Origin of the sequence: Rhodosalinus sp. K401 (assembly GCF_041365735.1) — a bacterium.
In the GTDB taxonomy this organism is placed as follows: Bacteria; Pseudomonadota; Alphaproteobacteria; order Rhodobacterales; family Rhodobacteraceae; genus Rhodosalinus.
On record NZ_JBGFSI010000003.1, the window covers coordinates 96862 to 114527 of the forward strand.

General features: G+C 69.9%; 14 protein-coding genes, 1 pseudogene and 1 riboswitch. Of the genes and pseudogenes, 7 read left to right on the top strand and 8 right to left on the bottom strand.

Annotated elements, in window-relative coordinates; genetic code table 11:
- Positions 1–6: 6 nt before the first annotated feature.
- A pseudogene (locus AB6A66_RS04745) lies at positions 7–813 on the top strand (ABC transporter permease); the annotation flags it as partial.
- 392 nt (positions 814–1205) lie between these two features.
- Here the strand turns inward: AB6A66_RS04745 and gcvP are convergent.
- From gcvP to AB6A66_RS04765, 4 genes are all read right to left on the bottom strand, one after another.
- Positions 1206–4049, bottom strand: coding sequence for an aminomethyl-transferring glycine dehydrogenase (gene gcvP, locus AB6A66_RS04750; protein WP_371054984.1), 2844 nt, complete (start codon positions 4047–4049; stop codon positions 1206–1208).
- A 99-nt stretch (positions 4050–4148) separates the two neighbouring features.
- The gene (gene gcvH / locus AB6A66_RS04755) at positions 4149–4508 is read right to left on the bottom strand and encodes a glycine cleavage system protein GcvH (protein ID WP_371037643.1); all 360 of its coding nucleotides are present in this window, start codon (positions 4506–4508) and stop codon (positions 4149–4151) included.
- Positions 4509–4538: 30 nt separating this feature from the next.
- Positions 4539–5663 (bottom strand): glycine cleavage system aminomethyltransferase GcvT, encoded by a 1125-nt coding sequence (gcvT, locus tag AB6A66_RS04760; RefSeq protein WP_371054985.1) that lies wholly within the window; start codon positions 5661–5663, stop codon positions 4539–4541.
- Positions 5664–5823: 160 nt separating this feature from the next.
- Positions 5824–5912: riboswitch (glycine riboswitch) on the bottom strand.
- A gap of 47 nt (positions 5913–5959) precedes the next feature.
- Positions 5960–6406 (bottom strand): Rrf2 family transcriptional regulator, encoded by a 447-nt coding sequence (locus tag AB6A66_RS04765; RefSeq protein ID WP_371054986.1) that lies wholly within the window; start codon positions 6404–6406, stop codon positions 5960–5962.
- A gap of 95 nt (positions 6407–6501) precedes the next feature.
- Between AB6A66_RS04765 and AB6A66_RS04770 the strand changes: the two genes are divergently transcribed.
- Positions 6502–7077 carry a gamma-glutamylcyclotransferase family protein gene (locus AB6A66_RS04770; RefSeq protein WP_371054987.1) on the top strand — a complete coding sequence of 192 codons (576 nt, stop codon included), beginning with the start codon at positions 6502–6504 and terminating at the stop codon, positions 7075–7077.
- 70 nt (positions 7078–7147) lie between these two features.
- Here the strand turns inward: AB6A66_RS04770 and gltX are convergent, their stop codons facing one another.
- Positions 7148–8473, bottom strand: coding sequence for a glutamate--tRNA ligase (gltX, locus tag AB6A66_RS04775; protein ID WP_371054988.1), 1326 nt, complete (start codon positions 8471–8473; stop codon positions 7148–7150).
- A 158-nt stretch (positions 8474–8631) separates the two neighbouring features.
- On the opposite strand from gltX, the gene AB6A66_RS04780 reads away from it, so the two are divergent.
- On the top strand, positions 8632–9561 hold the full coding sequence (locus tag AB6A66_RS04780; protein WP_371054989.1) for an MBL fold metallo-hydrolase: 930 nt from the start codon (positions 8632–8634) through the stop codon (positions 9559–9561).
- Positions 9562–9880: 319 nt separating this feature from the next.
- Positions 9881–10276: a metallopeptidase family protein gene (locus AB6A66_RS04785; RefSeq protein WP_371054990.1), complete on the top strand. Its 396-nt coding sequence runs from the start codon at positions 9881–9883 to the stop codon at positions 10274–10276.
- A 14-nt stretch (positions 10277–10290) separates the two neighbouring features.
- On the opposite strand, the gene AB6A66_RS04790 is transcribed toward AB6A66_RS04785, so the two are convergent.
- Positions 10291–11961 (bottom strand): NAD+ synthase, encoded by a 1671-nt coding sequence (locus AB6A66_RS04790; protein ID WP_371054991.1) that lies wholly within the window; start codon positions 11959–11961, stop codon positions 10291–10293.
- A gap of 155 nt (positions 11962–12116) precedes the next feature.
- Between AB6A66_RS04790 and AB6A66_RS04795 the strand changes: the two genes are divergently transcribed.
- From AB6A66_RS04795 to AB6A66_RS04805, 3 genes are read left to right on the top strand one after another with little or no spacing between them, the layout of a single operon-like run.
- Positions 12117–13577, top strand: a complete 1461-nt coding sequence (locus tag AB6A66_RS04795; RefSeq protein ID WP_371054992.1) for a 2-isopropylmalate synthase — start codon at positions 12117–12119, stop codon at positions 13575–13577.
- A 50-nt stretch (positions 13578–13627) separates the two neighbouring features.
- Positions 13628–13807: a hypothetical protein gene (locus tag AB6A66_RS04800; protein ID WP_371054993.1), complete on the top strand. Its 180-nt coding sequence runs from the start codon at positions 13628–13630 to the stop codon at positions 13805–13807.
- Between the two features lies 1 nt (position 13808).
- Complete coding sequence (locus AB6A66_RS04805) at positions 13809–15281, top strand: sodium:solute symporter (RefSeq protein WP_371054994.1); 1473 nt, start codon at positions 13809–13811, stop codon at positions 15279–15281.
- Position 15282: 1 nt separating this feature from the next.
- On the opposite strand, the gene AB6A66_RS04810 is transcribed toward AB6A66_RS04805, so the two are convergent.
- Together AB6A66_RS04810 and AB6A66_RS04815 are read right to left on the bottom strand one after the other, a co-directional pair.
- Positions 15283–16809, bottom strand: a complete 1527-nt coding sequence (locus tag AB6A66_RS04810; RefSeq protein WP_371054995.1) for a cryptochrome/photolyase family protein — start codon at positions 16807–16809, stop codon at positions 15283–15285.
- On the bottom strand, positions 16806–17477 hold the full coding sequence (locus AB6A66_RS04815) for an SDR family NAD(P)-dependent oxidoreductase (RefSeq protein ID WP_371037366.1): 672 nt from the start codon (positions 17475–17477) through the stop codon (positions 16806–16808). Before AB6A66_RS04815 ends, AB6A66_RS04810 begins: the two co-directional genes overlap by 4 nt.
- Positions 17478–17666: the final 189 nt, after the last annotated feature.

A 17666-nucleotide genomic window follows, 5' to 3' on the forward strand; every position in this document is an offset into this window, starting at 1 on the left:
CGCCNCCAGGGCGACCGCGGCGTGACCTACTCCGCCACGCCGCCCGAGGGCACCGTGATCACCGCCGGGGCGTGGTGGCCGGAGGAGTACGCCGGGCCCCCGCTCGTGAGCTTCGCCGCCGAGGAGGCGGAAGAGATCGGCCTCGCCGTGGGCGACAGCATCACCGTCAACATCCTCGGGCGCGACATCACCGCCGAAGTGGCCAACCTGCGCGTCGTGGATTTCTCGACCGCCGGCATCGGCTTCATCATGTCGATGAACCCCGCCGCGCTCGAGGCCGCGCCGCACAGCTTCATCGCCACGGTCTACGCCGAGCCCGACGCCGAGGCCGCGATCCTGCGCGATCTTGCCGGGCAGTTCCCCAACATCACGGCGATCCGGGTGCGCGACGCGATCGACCGGGTCTCGGACCTGCTTGCGGGGATCGCGGTGGCCACGGCCTGGGGCGCCTCCGCCACGCTGCTCACGGGCTTTCTCGTCCTGATCGGCGCGGCGGCCGCGGGCGAAGGCGCGCGCACCTACGAGGCGGCGGTTCTCAAGACGCTGGGCGCCGGCCGCGCGCGCATCCTGCAAAGTTTTGCGCTGCGCGCCGCGCTGCTGGGCGCGGCGGCGGCGGGCGTGGCGCTTGCGGCCGGGATCGGCGGCGGCTGGGCCGTCAGCCATTTCGTGATGGAGACGCGCTTCGCGGTGATCTGGCCCTCGGCCATCGGGATCGTCGCCGGCGGGGTTCTGGCGACGCTTCTGGCGACGCTGGCCTTCGCCTGGAGGCCGCTGGCAGCCCGACCCGCCCAGGTGTTGCGGGCGCGCGAATAGATGGTGCCGGCGTCCGGGCTGGCTGGCGACAGCATGCCGGTGCCGTGCCGCACAGCCACCCGAGGCGCTTCATGCACCTCTTCCCGGCAGGGCAGCCCTTGCCGATCAACCTCGTGCGTCGCGCCGCGCGCGCGGACATCCTGCCGCGCTTCCTCCGCCTGTCCGAAGCCGACATCGGGACCAAGTCCGGCCCGCAGGATCTCGTGACCCGCGCCGGTGCCGCTGCCGAGGCGCTGATCGTTGAGATGTCGGGGGTCATCCCCCCTAACCGTCCCCAAGAAGCTCCGCCGCGAGGCCGCGGCGCTTTACCCGGGCCTCCGTCGCGCCGCGTCTCTGCGCGGCTCCGCGACCGTTTCGACATGCTGGCGGGCCGAGGCCGCCTACGCGCGCCGCTACTCGGCGGCCTCGGCGTAGTCCGAGACCGGCGGGCAGGTGCAGACGAGATGCCGGTCGCCCCAGACATTGTCCACGCGGTTGACCGGCGGCCAGTACTTGTCGACCCGGAAGGCGCCCGACGGAAAACAGCCCTGCTCGCGGCTGTAGGGCCGGTCCCACACGCCTACGAGATCCTCCACCGTGTGGGGCGCTTGCTTGAGCGGGTTGTTCTCCCGGTCGACGCGGCCATCCTCGATCGCGCGGATCTCCTCCCGGATGCCCAGCATCGCATCGCAGAACCGGTCGAGCTCCGCCTTGGTCTCGCTCTCCGTGGGCTCGACCATGAGCGTGCCCGCCACCGGCCAGCTCATCGTAGGCGCGTGAAATCCGCAATCCACCAGCCGCTTGGCGATGTCGTCCACCGTGACGCCGGCGCTGTCGGCGAAGGGGCGCACGTCGAGGATGCACTCATGCGCGATGCGCCCCGACGGGCCCTTGTAAAGCACGTCGAAGGCGCCTTCGAGCCGCCTGGCGATGTAGTTGGCGTTCAGGATCGCCACGCGGGTGGCCTGGGTTAGCCCCTCGCCCCCCATCATCAGGCAGTAGGCCCAGCTGATCGGCAGGAGCGACGGAGAGCCGTAGGGCGCCGCGGCTACCGCGCCCTCGCCCGACACCGGGTCGCCGGGCAGGAAGGGCACGAGGTGCGCCTTCACGCCGATCGGCCCCATGCCGGGGCCGCCACCGCCATGGGGGATGCAGAAGGTCTTGTGCAGGTTCAGATGGCTCACGTCGCCGCCCAGATCGCCCGGCCGCGAGAGCCCGACCATGGCGTTCATGTTCGCACCGTCGATGTAGACCTGCCCGCCATGCGCGTGGGTGATCCGGCAAACCTCGGTCACCGTCTCCTCGAACACGCCGTGGGTCGAGGGGTAGGTGATCATGCAGCCAGCCAGATTTTCCGCGTGTTTTTCGGCTTTTGCGCGGAAATCCTCAAGATCGATGTCGCCATTCGCCGCGGTGGCGACCGTCACCACCTCCCAGCCGACCATATGCGCGCTCGCCGGGTTCGTGCCGTGGGCGGAGAGCGGAATGAGGCAGACGTTCCGGTGCCCTTCGCCGCGCGACCGATGCCAGCCCGCGATCGTCAGCAGCCCGGCATACTCGCCCTGGGCACCGGAGTTCGGCTGCATCGAAATCGCGTCGTAACCCGTTATCTTGCAGAGCTTTTCGGAAAGATCCCCAATCAGGTGTGTATAACCTTCGGCCTGGTCCCTCGGCGCGTAGGGATGCAGCAGCGAGAATTCGCGCCAGCTGACCGGCATCATCTCGGCCGCGGCGTTGAGCTTCATCGTGCAGGACCCGAGCGGAATCATCGCCCTGTCGAGCGCGAGATCGCGGTCGGCGAGCCGGCGCATGTAGCGCACCATCTCCGTCTCGGCGCGGTTCATGTGAAAGACCGGGTGATCGAGATAGGAGCTCGTGCGGGTCAGGCCCTCCGGCAGGCGATACTCCGGCCGCGCCGGATCGTCGGCCCGCTCGATCCCGAACGCGCGCCAGACCGCCTCGATGATGTCGGAGGTCGTGCGCTCGTCGAGGGTGATGCCCACGCGCGTTTCGCCCACGGGCCGCAGGTTCACGCCCTCGTCCACCGCCGATTTCATCACCGCCCGCTGCAGCGCCCCAACCTCGACCGTGATCGTGTCGAAGAAGGTTTCGGGTGCGACGGAAAAGCCCGCGGCCTTGAGCCCCTTTGCGAGCCGCACGGTCTTGCGGTGGATGCGCTGCGCGATCGCCTTCAGCCCCTCCGGCCCATGGAACACCGCGTAGAAACCCGCCATGACGGCAAGCAGCGCCTGCGCGGTGCAGACGTTCGAGGTCGCCTTCTCGCGGCGGATGTGCTGCTCGCGGGTCTGGAGCGCGAGCCGGTAGGCGCGATTGCCGTGCGCGTCCACCGACACGCCCACCAGCCGGCCCGGCAGCGCGCGCTTGTAGGCGTCGCGGGTGGCGATATAGGCCGCGTGCGGCCCGCCATAGCCCACCGGCACCCCGAAGCGTTGGGTGGAGCCCACGGCGATGTCCGCGCCCATCGCACCCGGTTCCTTCAGAAGGGTAAGCGCCAGCGGATCGGCGGAGACGACGCCGATCGCCTTCGCCTCGTGCAGCGCGGCAATCTCGGGCCCGAAGTCGCGGAGATGGCCGTATGTGCCTGGATACTGGAAAATGGCGCCGAAGACCGCCGCGGGGTCCAGCGCCTCGGGCGGGCCGACCACGATCTCGATGCCGAGGGGCGCGGCGCGCGTCTTCATCACGTTGATGTTCTGCGGGTGGCAGTTCTCGTCCACGAAGAAGGCCGTCGCCTTCGACTTGGCCACGCGCTGGGCCATCGTCATCGCCTCGGCGCAGGCGGTGGCCTCGTCGAGCAGCGAGGCGTTGGCGATCTCGAGGCCGGTGAGGTCGCTCACCATGGTCTGGAAGTTCAGCAGCGCCTCGAGCCGTCCCTGGCTGATCTCGGGCTGGTAGGGCGTGTAGGCGGTGTACCAGGCGGGGTTTTCCAGGATGTTGCGCTGGATCGCGGGCGGCGTCACCGTGCCGTGATAACCCATGCCGATCAGCGAGGTCAGCACCCTGTTCCTCGAGGCGACCTGCCGCATGTGGTGAAGCAGTTCACGCTCCGACATGGCCCGGCCGAAATCGAGCGGTTCCGCCTGCCGTATCGCGGCGGGCAGCGTCTCTTCCATGAGCGCATCGAGGCTGTCGGCCTTCAGGATGCCGAGCATCTCCTGCATCTCGGCGGGAGACGGGCCGATATGGCGGCGATTGGCGAAATCGTAGGGAAGGTAATCGGTCGGTTCGAACGGCATGCGATCCTCCTTGCCGGAACGCGGCGGTCCCGGACATCATGTTGCCAAAGCGTCTGCCGGGGCCATGCGCCTGCGGGCCCGTCCCCGGATCTGGTCAACTCAGCCGATCAGGTCCTTGTAGGCGGCTTCGTCCATGTAGTCGTCGAGCTGCGAGGTATCGCTCGGCGCGATCTTGAAGAACCACCCCTCGCCGGCCGGGTCCTCGTTGACGAGGGCGGGGTTGTCGACGATCGCGGCGTTCACCTCGACGATCTCCCCGTCGAGCGGCGCGAGGATGTCCGAGGCGGCCTTCACGCTTTCGATCACCACGACCTCGTCGTCCTTCGAGACGGTCGTCCCCTCCTCGGGCAGTTCGACGAAGACGATGTCGCCGAGCTGCGTCGCGGCGTGTTGGGTGATGCCCACCACGATCACGTCCTCCTCGGGGCGCAGCCACTCGTGTTCCTCGGTGTATTTCATGGTCGTCACGCTCACGTCTCCTCGCTTGTCTCAGCGCTTGTATCCGGGTTTCACGAAAGGCAGGTCGCTCACGGCCACGGGCATGCGGCGTCCGCGCACCTCTCCCCAGAGAGGCTGGCCCTGCCGCGCCAGCCGGTCGGGCACGTAGCCCATGGCGACCGGCGCGCCCACCGTGGGGCCGAAGCCGCCGGACGTCACGGCGCCGACGGCCTCGCCGCCGGCCTCTTCCTCGTAGAGCGCGACGCCCGCGCGCATGGGCGCGCGGCCTTCGGGGCGCAGCCCGACCCGCGCCCGCGCCGCGCCGTCCCGCAGTTCCGCGAGGATGCGCGCCGCGCCAGGGAAGCCGCCCGCCCGCGCGCCGCCCTCGCGGCGGACGGGCTGGATCGCCCAGCCGAGCCCCGCCTCCACCGGCGTCGTCGCGGCGTCGATGTCCTGGCCGTAAAGGCACAGCCCCGCTTCGAGGCGGAGCGAATCGCGCGCACCGAGCCCCGCCGGCGCGACATCGGGGTGATCGAGCAGCGCCCGGGCGAGCGGTTCCGCGGCGCCCGCGGGCACCGAGATCTCGTAGCCGTCCTCGCCGGTATAGCCCGAGCGCGACACCCACGCCTCGGCGCCGGCCAGATCGAGCGTGGCCGTTTCCATGAAGCGCATTTCGCCGGCGCGCGGATCGAGCGTGGCCAGCGCCGTCTGCGCGCGCGGGCCCTGAAGGGCGAGGAGCGCCCGGTCCAAAAGCAGCGTCACGTTGACGCCCGCGGGTTCCAGCCCGGCCCGCAGGATCGCCTCGTCCTCGGTCCGGCGGGACGCGTTCACCACAAGGAAGAGCACGTCGCCGCGCCGGGCGATCATCAGGTCGTCCTCGATCCCGCCGGTGTCGTTGGTGAAGAAACCGTAGCGCTGGCGGCCGTCGCGCAGGCCCAGAACGTCCTGCGGCACGAGGCCCTCGAGCGCGCGCGCCGCCGCGTCGACATCCGCCGCGCGCACGAGCACCTGGCCCATGTGGCTTACATCGAAGAGCGCGGCGCGCTCGCGCGCCTGCGCGTGCTCGGCCATGATGCCGGCATACTGCAACGGCATCGAGAAGCCTGCGAAATCCACCATCCGCGCACCGAGTTCCCGGTGCAGCGAATCAAGCGTCAGGCGCTGAGCCTCGGCCATGGCCCGCCTCTCCTATTACGCCAGGTGGTCGGTTGCGACACGCGCCCGGCATCCCGATCGCGCAGGACCAGCGCCTGCGCCGCGATGCCCCCTCTGTCCTTTCGCCTGAGATCGCTATCCCTTCGGCGGATGCGGCCTGCGCATCTCTCTCCAGAGTGTCGTTGCCGGATCGGTCCTTTCGGCCTGAGAGTTTCCGGGGCGGTTGCTCCTTCGGCACCGGCGAAGAGCCGGTTCTCCCGATCCGTCGAGGGCAAGATAGCGAAGCCCCTCACGCCGGGCAAGCCCGCCGTCGCGCGTCAGCCGCGACACCCCGCGGGCGCGAGCAACGCCTCGAGCGCGGGATTGTTGCAGACAAGCGCCTCGAGCGTGATGTCGTCCAGATGCGCGAAGAATGTCTCCACCGCATCGTTGAGCGCGATGCGAAGCCGGCAGCCCGCCACGAGCGGGCAGGTGTTGTCGGCGTCGGCGAAACACTCGGCGATCGGCACGGGCGCCTCGAGCGCGCGAAAGACCGATCCGATGCAGATCTCGCCGGCCGGCCGCGCGAGCGCCACGCCGCCGTTCCGGCCGCGCTGGGTGCGCAGATAGCCAAGCTGCGCAAGCTGGTTGATCACCTGCGCGAGGTGATTCTCGGACGCGTTGCAGCGCGTGGCGATCTCGTGCTTTGTGACCAGCCGGCCGTCATGGGTGGCGCAGTACATGAGCACGCGAACGGCGATGTTGGTGCGTTTCGTGACGCGCAAGCGGTCGCTCCCCGGACAAGATGTTTAGCAGACCGTGCCACAGAGCCGCGGCGCGGGGTTTGACATGCATCAATCGTACATCAATCTTTGCGGCCATGCAGGATGCGCCGCATTTTTTCGGCTACGGAAGCCTCGTCAACCGGGCGACCCACGCCTACCCGTCAGCGCACCGGGCGCGGGTGCAAGGATGGCGGCGGGTCTGGCGGCACGCACGGCTGCGCCCGGTCGCCTTCCTGTCGGTGGAGCCCGCTCCCGGCGCGGAAATCGAGGGGCTGATCGCGGCCGTCCCGGGCGGCGACTGGGCGGCCCTCGACGCCCGCGAGGCCGCCTACCGCCGCGAACGCGTGACGACCGGCATCCGGCACGAGGCGCCGCACAGGCCGGAGGTCGCGCTTTACCGCCTGCCCGATGGCGGCCACGCCGCGCCCAGCGCGGCGCACCCGATCCTGCTCAGCTACGTCGATGTCGTGGTCCAGGGATATCTGCGCGAATTCGGGCAGGCCGGGGCAGAGCGGTTTTTCGAGACGACCGCGGGATGGGAGGCGCCGATCCTCGACGACCGCGCCGCGCCGCGCTACCCGCGCCACCAGGGGCTGGGAGCCGACGAACGCGCCTTCGTGGATGCCATGCTGCGCGGCCTTTCGGCGCGGATACTGCCCGCGACGGCCTGAATCGCGAGAGGGCGGAGCGCCGCGCCAGGAGGTGCCCCCGGGCGGCGCGCACAGGGTTCCGGGCGCGCGATCAGGGCTTGTCCCGGACCGTCTGCAGAAGCGGCATCAGGTCGGCCATCTCGGGGCCGCGCGCCCGCCCGGTCAGCGCCTTGCGCAGCGGCATGAAAAGCGCCTTGCCCTTGCGCCCCGTCTTCTCCTTCACCGCGGCCGTCCACGCGCCCCAGCTTTCGGCGGTGTAGGGCGGCGGCGGCAGAAGCTCCATGGCCTCGGCGACGAACTCCGCATCCTCGGGCGCGATGTCGGGCTCCGCGCCGTCGCGGCACAGCGCCCACCAGTCGGCCAGTTCCTTGCGGGTGGAGATGTTCTCGCGCGCGACCGCCCAGAACTGCTCGGCCAGGTCGTCCGGCACACCGAGCGCCGCGATCTCCTCGCGCACGGTCTCGAAGGGCAGCCCGTGCAGGTATCGTGCGGTGAGCGGGTAAAGATCCTCGACATCGAACTTCGTAGGCGCGGCGCCGAAGCGCGAGATGTCGAAGCCGGCCGCGATGGCGTCGAGATCGCCGCGCAGTTCCACCGCATCGGCGGAACCGAGCCGCGCGAGCAGGCTCAGAAGCGCCGCGGGCTCCACCCCCGCCGCGCGCAGGTCGCGCAGCGCGAGCGTGCCCAGCCGCTTGGACAGCGCCTCGCCCTGCGGGCCGGTGAGCAGCGAGTGATGCGCGAAACGGGGCACCTCCCCGCCAAGCGCCTCCATGATCTGGATCTGGGTCGCGGTGTTGGTGACATGGTCGGAGCCGCGCACCACGTCCGTGACGCCCATCTCGGTGTCGTCCACCACCGAGGCGAGCGTGTAGAGGACCTGCCCGTCGCCCCGGATCAGAACCGGGTCCGAGACGCTGGCCGCGTCGATGGAAAGCGGGCCCAGGATGCCGTCCTCCCACTCGATCCGCTCGTGCAGGAGCTTGAAGCGCCAGTGCCCGGCGCCGCGCTCGGCCCGCAGCCTGGCCTTCTCCTCTTCGGAGAGCGCGAGCGCCGCGCGGTCGTAGACCGGCGGGCGGCCCATGTTGAGTTGCTTCTTGCGCTTGAGGTCGAGCTCCGTGGGCGTCTCGAAGCACTCGTAGAGGCGGCCCATCCCGCGCAGCCGCTCGGCGGCGGCCTCGTAGCGGTCGAGACGCGCCGATTGCCGTTCGAGCCGGTCCCAGTCCAGCCCGAGCCAGGCCAGATCCTCCTTGATCGCCTCGACATACTCTTCCTTCGACCGTTCGGGATCGGTGTCGTCGATGCGCAGGATGAAGGTGCCCCCGGCCTTGCGGGCGATCAGGTGGTTCATCAGCGCCGTGCGAAGGTTGCCCACATGCAGGTAGCCCGTGGGCGACGGGGCGAAACGGGTTGTGGTCATGACGGCTCTCCTGTCGGGCGTGTCCTGTGTCACAGGGCCGGAAACTTGTCCAGCTTGCGGGGCTCCGCGCGGCTCTCCACAAGGCCTGCGCGAACTTGCACAGCGTGCGGGGCCGAATATCCTCTAGTTTCACCAGCGCCAAACCGGAGGATCCGACGATGACCGACCGTACCCTCACCCGCCGCCAGGCCCTCACCGGCGCCGCGGCGCTGCCCCTCGCCACCGCCTCGGCCGGCCCGGCGCGCGCCTCGGCCCCGATGATGGGCGAAGACCTGCCCGCCTTCAACCGCGTCAGGCTGGGCGAGTTCGACGTGACGACGATCCTCGCCGGCACGCGCGCGGTGCCCGAACCGCAGGGCATCTTCGGCATGAACGTGTCGGCCGACCGCTTCGCCGAGGTCTCCCGGGCCGCGAACATCCCCACCGACGCGGCGCAGTTCTTCTTCACGCCCACGGTGGTCAACACGGGCCGCGAGCTCATCCTGTTCGACACCGGCCTCGCGCCCGCCGGCACCGTGGCCGCATTGGCGGCCGCGGGCTACGCGCCCGAGCAGGTGGATACGGTGGTCCTGACCCACATGCACGGCGACCATATCGGCGGGTTGATGGAGGGCGGCGTCGAGACCTTCCCGAACGCGCGCTACCTCGCCGGCGCGGTCGAGTTCGACGCATGGGACATGTCGGGCGACGAGGGGTTCGAGGCCAAGGTGCGCCCCCTCGCCGAGGCCGGACGGATCGCGTTTCTCGACGACGGCGCGGCGGTGGCGTCCGGCGTCACCGCCATGGCGGCCTTCGGTCACACGCCCGGACACATGACCTTCATGCTGGAAAGCGCAGGCCAGCGGCTGCTGATCGCGGCGGATTTCGCCAACCACTACGTCTGGTCGCTCGCCCATCCCGACTGGGAGGTGCTTTTCGATCGCGACAAGGAGGCGGCCGCCGCCACGCGCCGGCGCATCCTCGACATGCTGGCCACGGACAGGATTCCCTTCATCGGGTATCACATGCCCTGGCCGGGCCTCGGCTATGTCGAGACGCGGGGCGAGGGCTTCGCCTACGTTCCGCACTCCTACCAGCTGCTGCTCTGAACCGCGGGCCGCGCGGCGCACGGCCGAGCCGAAAGGCCGGGCCGGGCGCCCCCGGTGTAAACGATACCCGGCGCCCGCGTGTCACGGGCGTCGCCCGGTGCAGCACGCAGGCAGGGATCGCGGCGGACCCCCGCGGCCCGCCCGTTTCCGGTGTCGGCATGCCGGTCGAAATGCCCGCCCGCCCCGGCGCTGCAGGCCGCAGCCCTGCGCGCCCAGCCGCAGCGCGCCCGTTCCACCGCGACCCGGCTGTCGCAATTTACGCAAGCCGGGACACCGGGCGCGCTTGCGCCGGGCAAGGCGCCGCGCGATTGTCGCGGTCATGGATCACGTCGCCCCCTCCGCCGAGGACATCGAACGCCTCGCCCGCGCCGCCCTCGACGCGCTGCCCGAGGCGTTCCGCCCGGCCGCGCGGCAGGTGGCCCTGCGGGTCGATGAGTTCGCGCCGGACTGGATGCTTTCCGAGATGGCGATCGAGGACCCGTTCGAACTCACCGGGCTCTACGACGGCATCCCGATGACCGAGAAATCGGTGGGCGACCAGCCGCACGGCCCCGATACCGTCTGGCTCTTCCGCCGCCCGATCCTCGACGAGTGGGCGGACCGCGGCGATGTCACCCTCGGCGCGCTCGTGGCGCATGTCCTGGTGCACGAGCTGGCCCACCATTTCGGCTGGTCCGACGCCGACATCGCGACGATCGACCGCTGGTGGGAATGATCGTCCGCCCCCGGTCAGTCCTCGCGGCGCGCAGCGTCGCGCCAGCGGTTGACGATCGGGTAGCGGCGGTCGAGCCAGAAGGCGCGGTTCGAAAGCCGCGCGCCCGGCGCGGACTGGAAGCGTTTGTATTCCGAAAGATAGACAAGGTGTTCGACCCGCGCGGCCTCTGCGCGGTCGTGGCCCGCCGCCACGCAGTCCTCGATGGAGCCGTCCCGGTCCACCAGGATTTCGAGAAGCTCGTCGAGCCGCTCGTAGGGCGGCAGCGAATCGCTGTCCTTCTGATCCTCGGCAAGCTCGGCCGAGGGGGGCTTGGCGATCACGCGCTCGGGGATGACGGTGCCGCCCGGCCCCTTCATCCACGGGCGATGGTGGGCGTTCCGCCAGCGGCACAGATCGAAGACCCGCGTCTTGTAGAGATCCTTGATGGGATTGTAGCCGCCCGCCATGTCCCCGTAGATCGTGGCGTAGCCGACCGCGACCTCGGACTTGTTTCCGGTGGTCAGCAGCATCTCCCCGAACTTGTTCGACAGCGCCATCAGCAGCAGACCGCGCAGCCGCGACTGCACGTTCTCCTCGGTCACGTCCGGCGCGAGACCCTCGAACAGGGGCGCGAGCGCCTCGGTCACCGCCGCGCGCGGCCCCGATATCGGTACCTCGTCCAGCCGCGCGCCGAGGTTCCGCGCCACGGCGGCCGCGTCCTCCAGCGACAGCGCCGAGGTGTATTCGGAGGGCAGCATCACGCAGCGGACGTTCTCCGCGCCCACCGCGTCGGCCGCGATCACCGCGACGATGGCGCTGTCCACGCCGCCCGAGAGGCCGAGCAGAACCTTCGAGAAGCCGCTTTTCGCCAGGTAATCGCGCAGCGCCAGCACGCAGGCGTGATAGTCCTGCTCCATCGCGTCGGGAATGTGGGTGCGTCCGCCCTCTTCCGCCTGCCAGCCGTTGTCGCCGCGGCGGAAATCCACCTGCGCGATCGCCTCCTCCATCACCGGCATCTGCACCGCGAGGCGGCCGCCGGGATTGAGGACGAAGCTGCCGCCGTCGAAGACCTGGTCGTCCTGCCCGCCCACGAGGTTGAGGTAGACGAGCGGCAGCCCCGTCTCCACCACCCGCGCCACCATGTGATTGAGCCGCACGTCGCGCTTGTCGCGGTAATAGGGCGAGCCGTTCGGCACGAGCAGGATCTCCGCGCCCGTCTCGGCCAGCGTCTCGGCCACGTCCGGGTACCACGCGTCCTCGCAGACGGGGCTGCCGAGCCGCACCGGCCCCACCGCGTAGGGTCCGGAAATCGGGCCGGGGCGGAACGTGCGCATCTCGTCGAAGACGAGGTAGTTCGGCAGATGGTGCTTGAGCGCGACCGCCGCGATCCGGCCTTCCTTCAGCACGAACCAGGCGTTGTGCAGTTCCGCACCCTCCAGCCAGAGCCCGCCCACGCCGAGCGCGGGCCCCTCGGCGCACTCCCGCGCGAGACGCTGCACGGTCTCGATCGCCGCGGCCTGGAACGCCGGGCGCAGGACGAGGTCCTGGGGGTTGTAGCCCGGAATGAACATCTCGGGCAGCGCCACCATGTCGGCGCCCGCGGCCTTGCCGGTCTTCCACGCCTCGCGCGCCCGCGCGGCGTTTCCGTCGAGGTCGCCGAGCGTGGGGTTGAACTGAGCGAGCGTCAGGCGGAACCTGTCGGCCATGGGTCTGTCCCCGGAATTGACGTGTCGGCCCTCACTTAGCAGATGCCGGGGCGAGGGGAAGCGGGTTGCGGCAAAAGGCGTTGTCACCCCCGGGAGGCTCCTTTACCCTTTCCCCTGACCGGTCGAAATCCGGAACGACAGGGCGGACACTTCTTATGGCAGGCAAGTCAGGCAGCAGACGCGCGCCGCTCGCCGGGGCGTTTGCCGCGGCGCTTCTGACCGCGGCGTGGGCCCCGGCGCTCCAGGCGCAGGACGGCGACGTCCGCACGAAGCAGTACGAGGACGGCGGCGTCTACGAGGGCACCTTCAAGGATGGCTTGCAGCACGGCCGCGGCACCTACCGCCTGCCGAACGGCTACGAATACACCGGCGAGTGGGTCGAGGGCGAGATCCGCGGCGAGGGCGTGGCGCGCTTTCCCAACGGCTCGGTCTACGAAGGCACCTTCGCCCGGGGCAAGCCCGACGGGGTTGGCAAGATCACCTTCGCCGACGGGTCCACCTACGAGGGCACCTGGGTGGACGGGCAGATCACCGGCCAGGGCATCGCGGTCTACGCCAACGGCACCCGCTACGAAGGCGGCTTCCGCAACGCCCTGCACCATGGCCGCGGAACGATGTCGAGCCCCAACGGCTATGTCTACGAGGGCGACTGGGTGAACGGCGTCAAGGAGGGCCAGGGCACGATCACCTACCCCGACGGCTCGGTCTACCAGGGCTCCATCGTGCGCGGCTCCCGGGAGGGGGTGGGCACGCTCACCACGCCCGAGGGGCTGATCTACGAAGGGCTCTGGAAAGACGGCCAGATCAACGGCGAGGGCACGCTGACCCAGCCCAACGGCGACATCTACGAAGGCCAGCTGGTGAATGGCCGCCGGGAAGGCATGGGCAAGGTGACCTACGCCAACGGCGACGTCTACGAGGGCGCGTTCCAGAACGACCAGCGCCACGGCCAGGGCACCTTCACCGGCACCGACGGCTACGTCTACGAAGGCTCCTGGGTCGCGGGCCGGATCGAGGGCGAGGGCAAGGTCACCTACCCGGACGGATCGGTCTACACGGGCGACTTCCGCGAGGGGCTCGCCAATGGCGAGGGCCGCATCACCTACCCCGACGGCTCCACCTACGAGGGCGACTGGGTGGACGGCGTGATCGAGGGGGCGGGCCGCGCGACCTATCCCAACGGGCTGGTCTACGAGGGCGAATTCCAGAACGCCCGCAACCACGGCGAGGGCGTCATGACCTATGCCGACGGCTACCGCTACGAGGGCGAGTGGCGGGACGGTCAGCGCCACGGCCAGGGCACCGCGACCTATCCCGACGGGACCGTCTACGTCGGTCAGTTCGCGGATGGGCAGCGCCACGGCGAGGGCCGGATCGAGATGCCCGACGGCTTCACCTACGAGGGCAGCTGGTCGCGGGGCGAGATCGAGGGCATGGGCACCGCGCGCTATCCCCGCCGCAACGACGCGGGCGAGATCGTGGGCCACGACGTCTACGAGGGCCAGTTCGTCGACGGACGCCGCCAGGGCGAGGGAACGATGCGCTACGCCTCCGGTGAAGAGGAAAGCGGCACCTGGGTGAACGGCGCCCTGACCGACGGGGACGACACGCAATAGCGCGCCCGCGAAACGACGCGTCGCCGCGTCGAACCTGCGAGGGACATGCCATGCGAGGCTTCGGGATCTGGCTTGTGGCGGTGGCCCTCGTCATACTGGCGGGGATCGTCGTCCCCTACGGCATTCTGAGCGGGGGCGCCCCGTCGCTCGTGATCTTCGTCTTCTGGTGCGTCTTCGGCGCGGCCGTCATCGGCCTGATCGCCGCCGGTGTCGCCCGCTGGAAGATCTGAGATGATCCCGGCCGTCGTCATCTGGCTGACCGTCGCCGCCTTCGCCGTCCTGGGCGGCGCGATCGCCTTTGCCGCCATGCGCGGAAACACCGGAACGGCCGCCGACTACTATCTCGGCGGCCGCCATTTCGGCGGCATGGTGTCGGGCCTGTCCTACGCCGCGACCACCTACTCGGCATTCATGCTGGTCGTGCTCACCGGGCTGACCTATCGCGGCGGGATCGGCGCGCTGGGCTTCGAGCTGATCTATTTCTCGGGGCTCACGCTTCTCGTGGTCTTCGGCCCGCGCTTCTGGCTCGCGGCGCGGCGCTGGGGCTTCATCACGCCGGCCGAGATGCTCGGCGCGCGCTACGGCGACCGCAACGTGGCGCGGCTGGCGGCGGTGCTGAGCCTGCTTTTCCTGATGCCCTACTGCACGACGCAGATGGCGGGCATCGGCCTTCTGCTGTCGGGCGTGACGGGGGGCGCGATCACGCTCTTGCAGGCGATCGCGGTGGGCGCGGCGCTCGCGATCTTCTGGACGCTGGTCGCCGGGCTGCGCTCGGTCGCCTGGACCGACGCGGTGCAGGCGGCGGTGATGCTCGTCTCGGCGCTCCTCGCCGTGGGCTTCGTCGTCGCGTCGATCGGTGGCGTGGGCGTCTTCGTCGAGCGGGTCGCCGCGGAACACGGGCCCTGGCTCGACGTGCCGGGGCCGGGGTTGTGGAGCCTCGGCACCTTCCTCGCGCTTTCGATCCCGTGGTTCTTCTTTCCGCTCTCCAACCCGCAGGTCAGCCAGCGCCTCTTCGTCACCGAGGACATGCGCGCGCTGCGGCGCATGATCTTCTGGGTGCTGAGCTTCGGGCTCGTCTTCACGCTGATCGCGGTGATCTGGGGCTTCGCGGCGCTGGTGCTGGAACCGGGGCTCGACAACCCCGCCGGGGCGACCCCGGCGCTGCTGGGCTCGGGCGTGGTGCCGCTGCCGGTCAGCCTGCTGCTGATCGTGGGCATCCTCTCGGCCGCGGTCTCGACGCTCGATTCCATCGCGCTGACGCTTGGATCAATGGTGGCGCGCGACCTCATGCGCCAGGGCGAGGGACGCGATGCGCGGCAGATCCTGATCGGCCGCGTGGTCGTGGTGCTGGTGGTGCTTTTCGCGGCCGTCTTCGCGCTCAGGAACGCGCCGATCATCGACCAGCTCGCGGCGCTTTCGGCGGCCGGGCTCGTGGTCACGGTGCCCGCAACCATCGGCGCCTTCTTCTGGCGCGGCGGCACGGCGGCAGGGGTGCTGGCCTCCTTCCTGGGCGGCGCGGGGCTTGCGATCTGGCTCGTCATGGGGGCGAGCGTCAGCGTCTTCGATCCGCGCCTCGCGCTCGGCGTGATCTCGACCACGGTCGCGCTTTTCGTGGGTGTCAGCCTCGTGACGCAACCGCGCGCCGGGGCGCTCGATTTCAAGCGCGCGCTGCGCCGCGACCTCGACGACCACGGCGTTTGGTAGGTCAGACCGTCTCGCCGGCCTCCATGCGGTCGAGGAACGCCCCGGCCTCGCGCAGGACCGTCCTGCGCCGGTCCTCGTCCATCCGGTCCCATGTGCGGTACATCTGCGCCATGCGCGGGTTGCCCTCGAAGCGCTCGCGATGCCTGTCGAGGAAGTGCCAGTAAAGCAGGTTGAAGGGACAGGCCCCCTCCCCCGTCTTGCGGCTGACCGCGTAGTCGCAGGACTTGCAGTAGTCCGACATGCGGTTGATGTAGGCGCCCGACGAGACATAGGGCTTCGAGGCGACGATGCCGCCGTCGGCGAACTGGCTCATCCCGATCACGTTGGGCGCCTCCACCCATTCGTAGGCGTCGGCATAGACGGCAAGGTACCAGTCGTGCACCTCGGCCGGATCGACGCCCGCCAGAAGCGCGAAATTGCCCGTTATCATCAGGCGCTGGATATGGTGGGCGTAGGCCTCTTCCCGCGTCTGGGCCACGCTTTGCGCGAGGCAGCGCATGTGCGTCCGCGCCCCCCAGTAGAAATCCGGCAACCGCCGGTCGTGGCCGAGCGCGTTACGCGCGGTGTAGTCCGGACCTTCGAGGAAGTAGATGCCGCGGACGTATTCGCGCCAGCCGATGATCTGGCGAATGAACCCTTCCACCGCGTTGATGGGCGCGCGGCCGTCACGCCACGCCGCCTCCGCCGCCCAGCAGACCTCGAGCGGGGACAGCAGACCGGCATTGAGATAGGGAGAGATCACGGCATGGTAAAGGAACCGGTGCCCGTCCAGCATCGCATCCTGGTAGTCGCCGAAGCACGGCAGGGCACGGGTCACGAAGTGATCGAGCGCGCCAAGCGCCTGCTCGCGATCGGTGGCGAACCAGAACGGCCGGACGTCGCCGAAATTGCTGGCGAACTCCCGCTCGACAAGGTCCAGAACCTCCTCCACGGTCGCGTCCGGGTCAAACCGCGGCGGCCCGTCGTTCGCGATCTCGTCCGGGGCGGGCTTGCGATTCTCGTGGTCGAAGTTCCACTTGTCCCCCGCGGGGGTGTCGCCTTCCATCAAGAGACCGGTCTTGCGGCGCATCTCGCGGTAGAAATACTCCATGCGCAGCGACTTGCGCCCCTCGGCCCAGCTCTCGAACTCGGCGTGAGAGGCGATGAAGCGGTCGTCCTCGCAGAGCGTGACCGGCACCGGGCAATGGCGCAGCGTCTCGATCAGCCGCCATTCGCCGGGCTCGGTGGCGAGGACCTCTGTGGCGCCGGTCTCATCGGCCCGGCGCAGCAGTTCGCCGCAGATGCTGCCGGCGTTCTCCGGGTCGTCGAAGGGCGTGTAGAGCACCCGCCAGCCCGCCCCGCGCAGCCGCTCGGCGAACTTGCGCATGGACGCGAAGAGGAAGGCGATCTTCTTGGGGTGATGGCGCACGTAGCTCGCCTCGTCGCGCACCTCGGCCATGACGACGATATCCTGCGATGGATCCGCCGCGCGCAGCGCCGCGATCTCTTCGGTCAGCTGATCCCCGAGGACGAGGACGAGACGGCTCACCACGGGATCTCCTCGAAGGCGTAATCGTAGAACCCGCCCGAATGGCGCGGCTGCAACCGCTCCACCACTTCGGCCAGCCGCTCGGCGGCGCGCTCGGGGGTGACGGTGGGATGGCCGCCGGCGTATTTCGCAGTGAGCGCCGTCTCCACGGTGCCGGGATGCAGCGCGGCGATGACGGCCTCGGGCCGGGTGCGCGCGATCTCCACCGCCGCGCCGTGAAGCATCTGGTTCAGCGCCGCCTTGGCCACGCGGTAGGAATACCAGCCGCCCATGCGGTTGTCGCCGATGGAACCCACCCGCGCCGAAAGCGCGGCGAAGACCGATCTTCCCTCGCGCGGCATCAGCCCGACGGCGTGCTTCAGCACGATCGCCGGCCCGACGCAGTTGAGCGAGAACTGGTCGATCATCGCCCGGGGTTCGAGGTGGCGAAGGCTTTTTTCGGGCCCGTGCCCGTCGAGTTCGAGGGCGCCCGTCGCCACGAAGATCAGGTCGAAGGGGCCCTCGAGCCGGGACAATCCCGCCTCGACCGAGGCCTCGTCGGTGACGTCGAACCCGTCGGCGGATCGCGACAGGCTCGTGACGTTCGCGCCGCGGCGGTCCAGCTCGGCCGCAACGGCCGCGCCGATCCCGCCCGAGGCGCCGATCACAAGTGCGTTCGAAGGTATCATGGCCGCGAATTAACGCAGGCGCCCGCGCTGTCAATCGCGTCGCCGCCCCGGGGAGGCCGGCGCATTTCAGGGGTTTTCCCGAACGCCAAATGGCGTATAGTTCGCCCCCATGACGAGCCGGGATCATATCGCCGTTTCCCGCGTCGGTGCCGTCGCGCCGGCCCTCGGCCTTCTTCTCCTTAGCCGCCT

Bases quoted from the DNA above. Each gene is read 5' to 3' on its own strand.
- gcvP (WP_371054984.1), bottom strand. From the start codon at position 4,049: ATGCCGTTCGAACCGACCGATTACCTTCCCTACGATTTCGCCAATCGC.
- gcvH (WP_371037643.1), bottom strand. From the start codon at position 4,508: ATGAAATACACCGAGGAACACGAGTGGCTGCGCCCCGAGGAGGACGTG.
- gcvT (WP_371054985.1), bottom strand. From the start codon at position 5,663: ATGGCCGAGGCTCAGCGCCTGACGCTTGATTCGCTGCACCGGGAACTC.
- AB6A66_RS04770 (WP_371054987.1), top strand. From the start codon at position 6,502: ATGCAGGATGCGCCGCATTTTTTCGGCTACGGAAGCCTCGTCAACCGG.
- gltX (WP_371054988.1), bottom strand. From the start codon at position 8,473: ATGACCACAACCCGTTTCGCCCCGTCGCCCACGGGCTACCTGCATGTG.
- AB6A66_RS04780 (WP_371054989.1), top strand. From the start codon at position 8,632: ATGACCGACCGTACCCTCACCCGCCGCCAGGCCCTCACCGGCGCCGCG.
- AB6A66_RS04785 (WP_371054990.1), top strand. From the start codon at position 9,881: ATGGATCACGTCGCCCCCTCCGCCGAGGACATCGAACGCCTCGCCCGC.
- AB6A66_RS04790 (WP_371054991.1), bottom strand. From the start codon at position 11,961: ATGGCCGACAGGTTCCGCCTGACGCTCGCTCAGTTCAACCCCACGCTC.
- AB6A66_RS04795 (WP_371054992.1), top strand. From the start codon at position 12,117: ATGGCAGGCAAGTCAGGCAGCAGACGCGCGCCGCTCGCCGGGGCGTTT.
- AB6A66_RS04800 (WP_371054993.1), top strand. From the start codon at position 13,628: ATGCGAGGCTTCGGGATCTGGCTTGTGGCGGTGGCCCTCGTCATACTG.
- AB6A66_RS04805 (WP_371054994.1), top strand. From the start codon at position 13,809: ATGATCCCGGCCGTCGTCATCTGGCTGACCGTCGCCGCCTTCGCCGTC.
- AB6A66_RS04815 (WP_371037366.1), bottom strand. From the start codon at position 17,477: ATGATACCTTCGAACGCACTTGTGATCGGCGCCTCGGGCGGGATCGGC.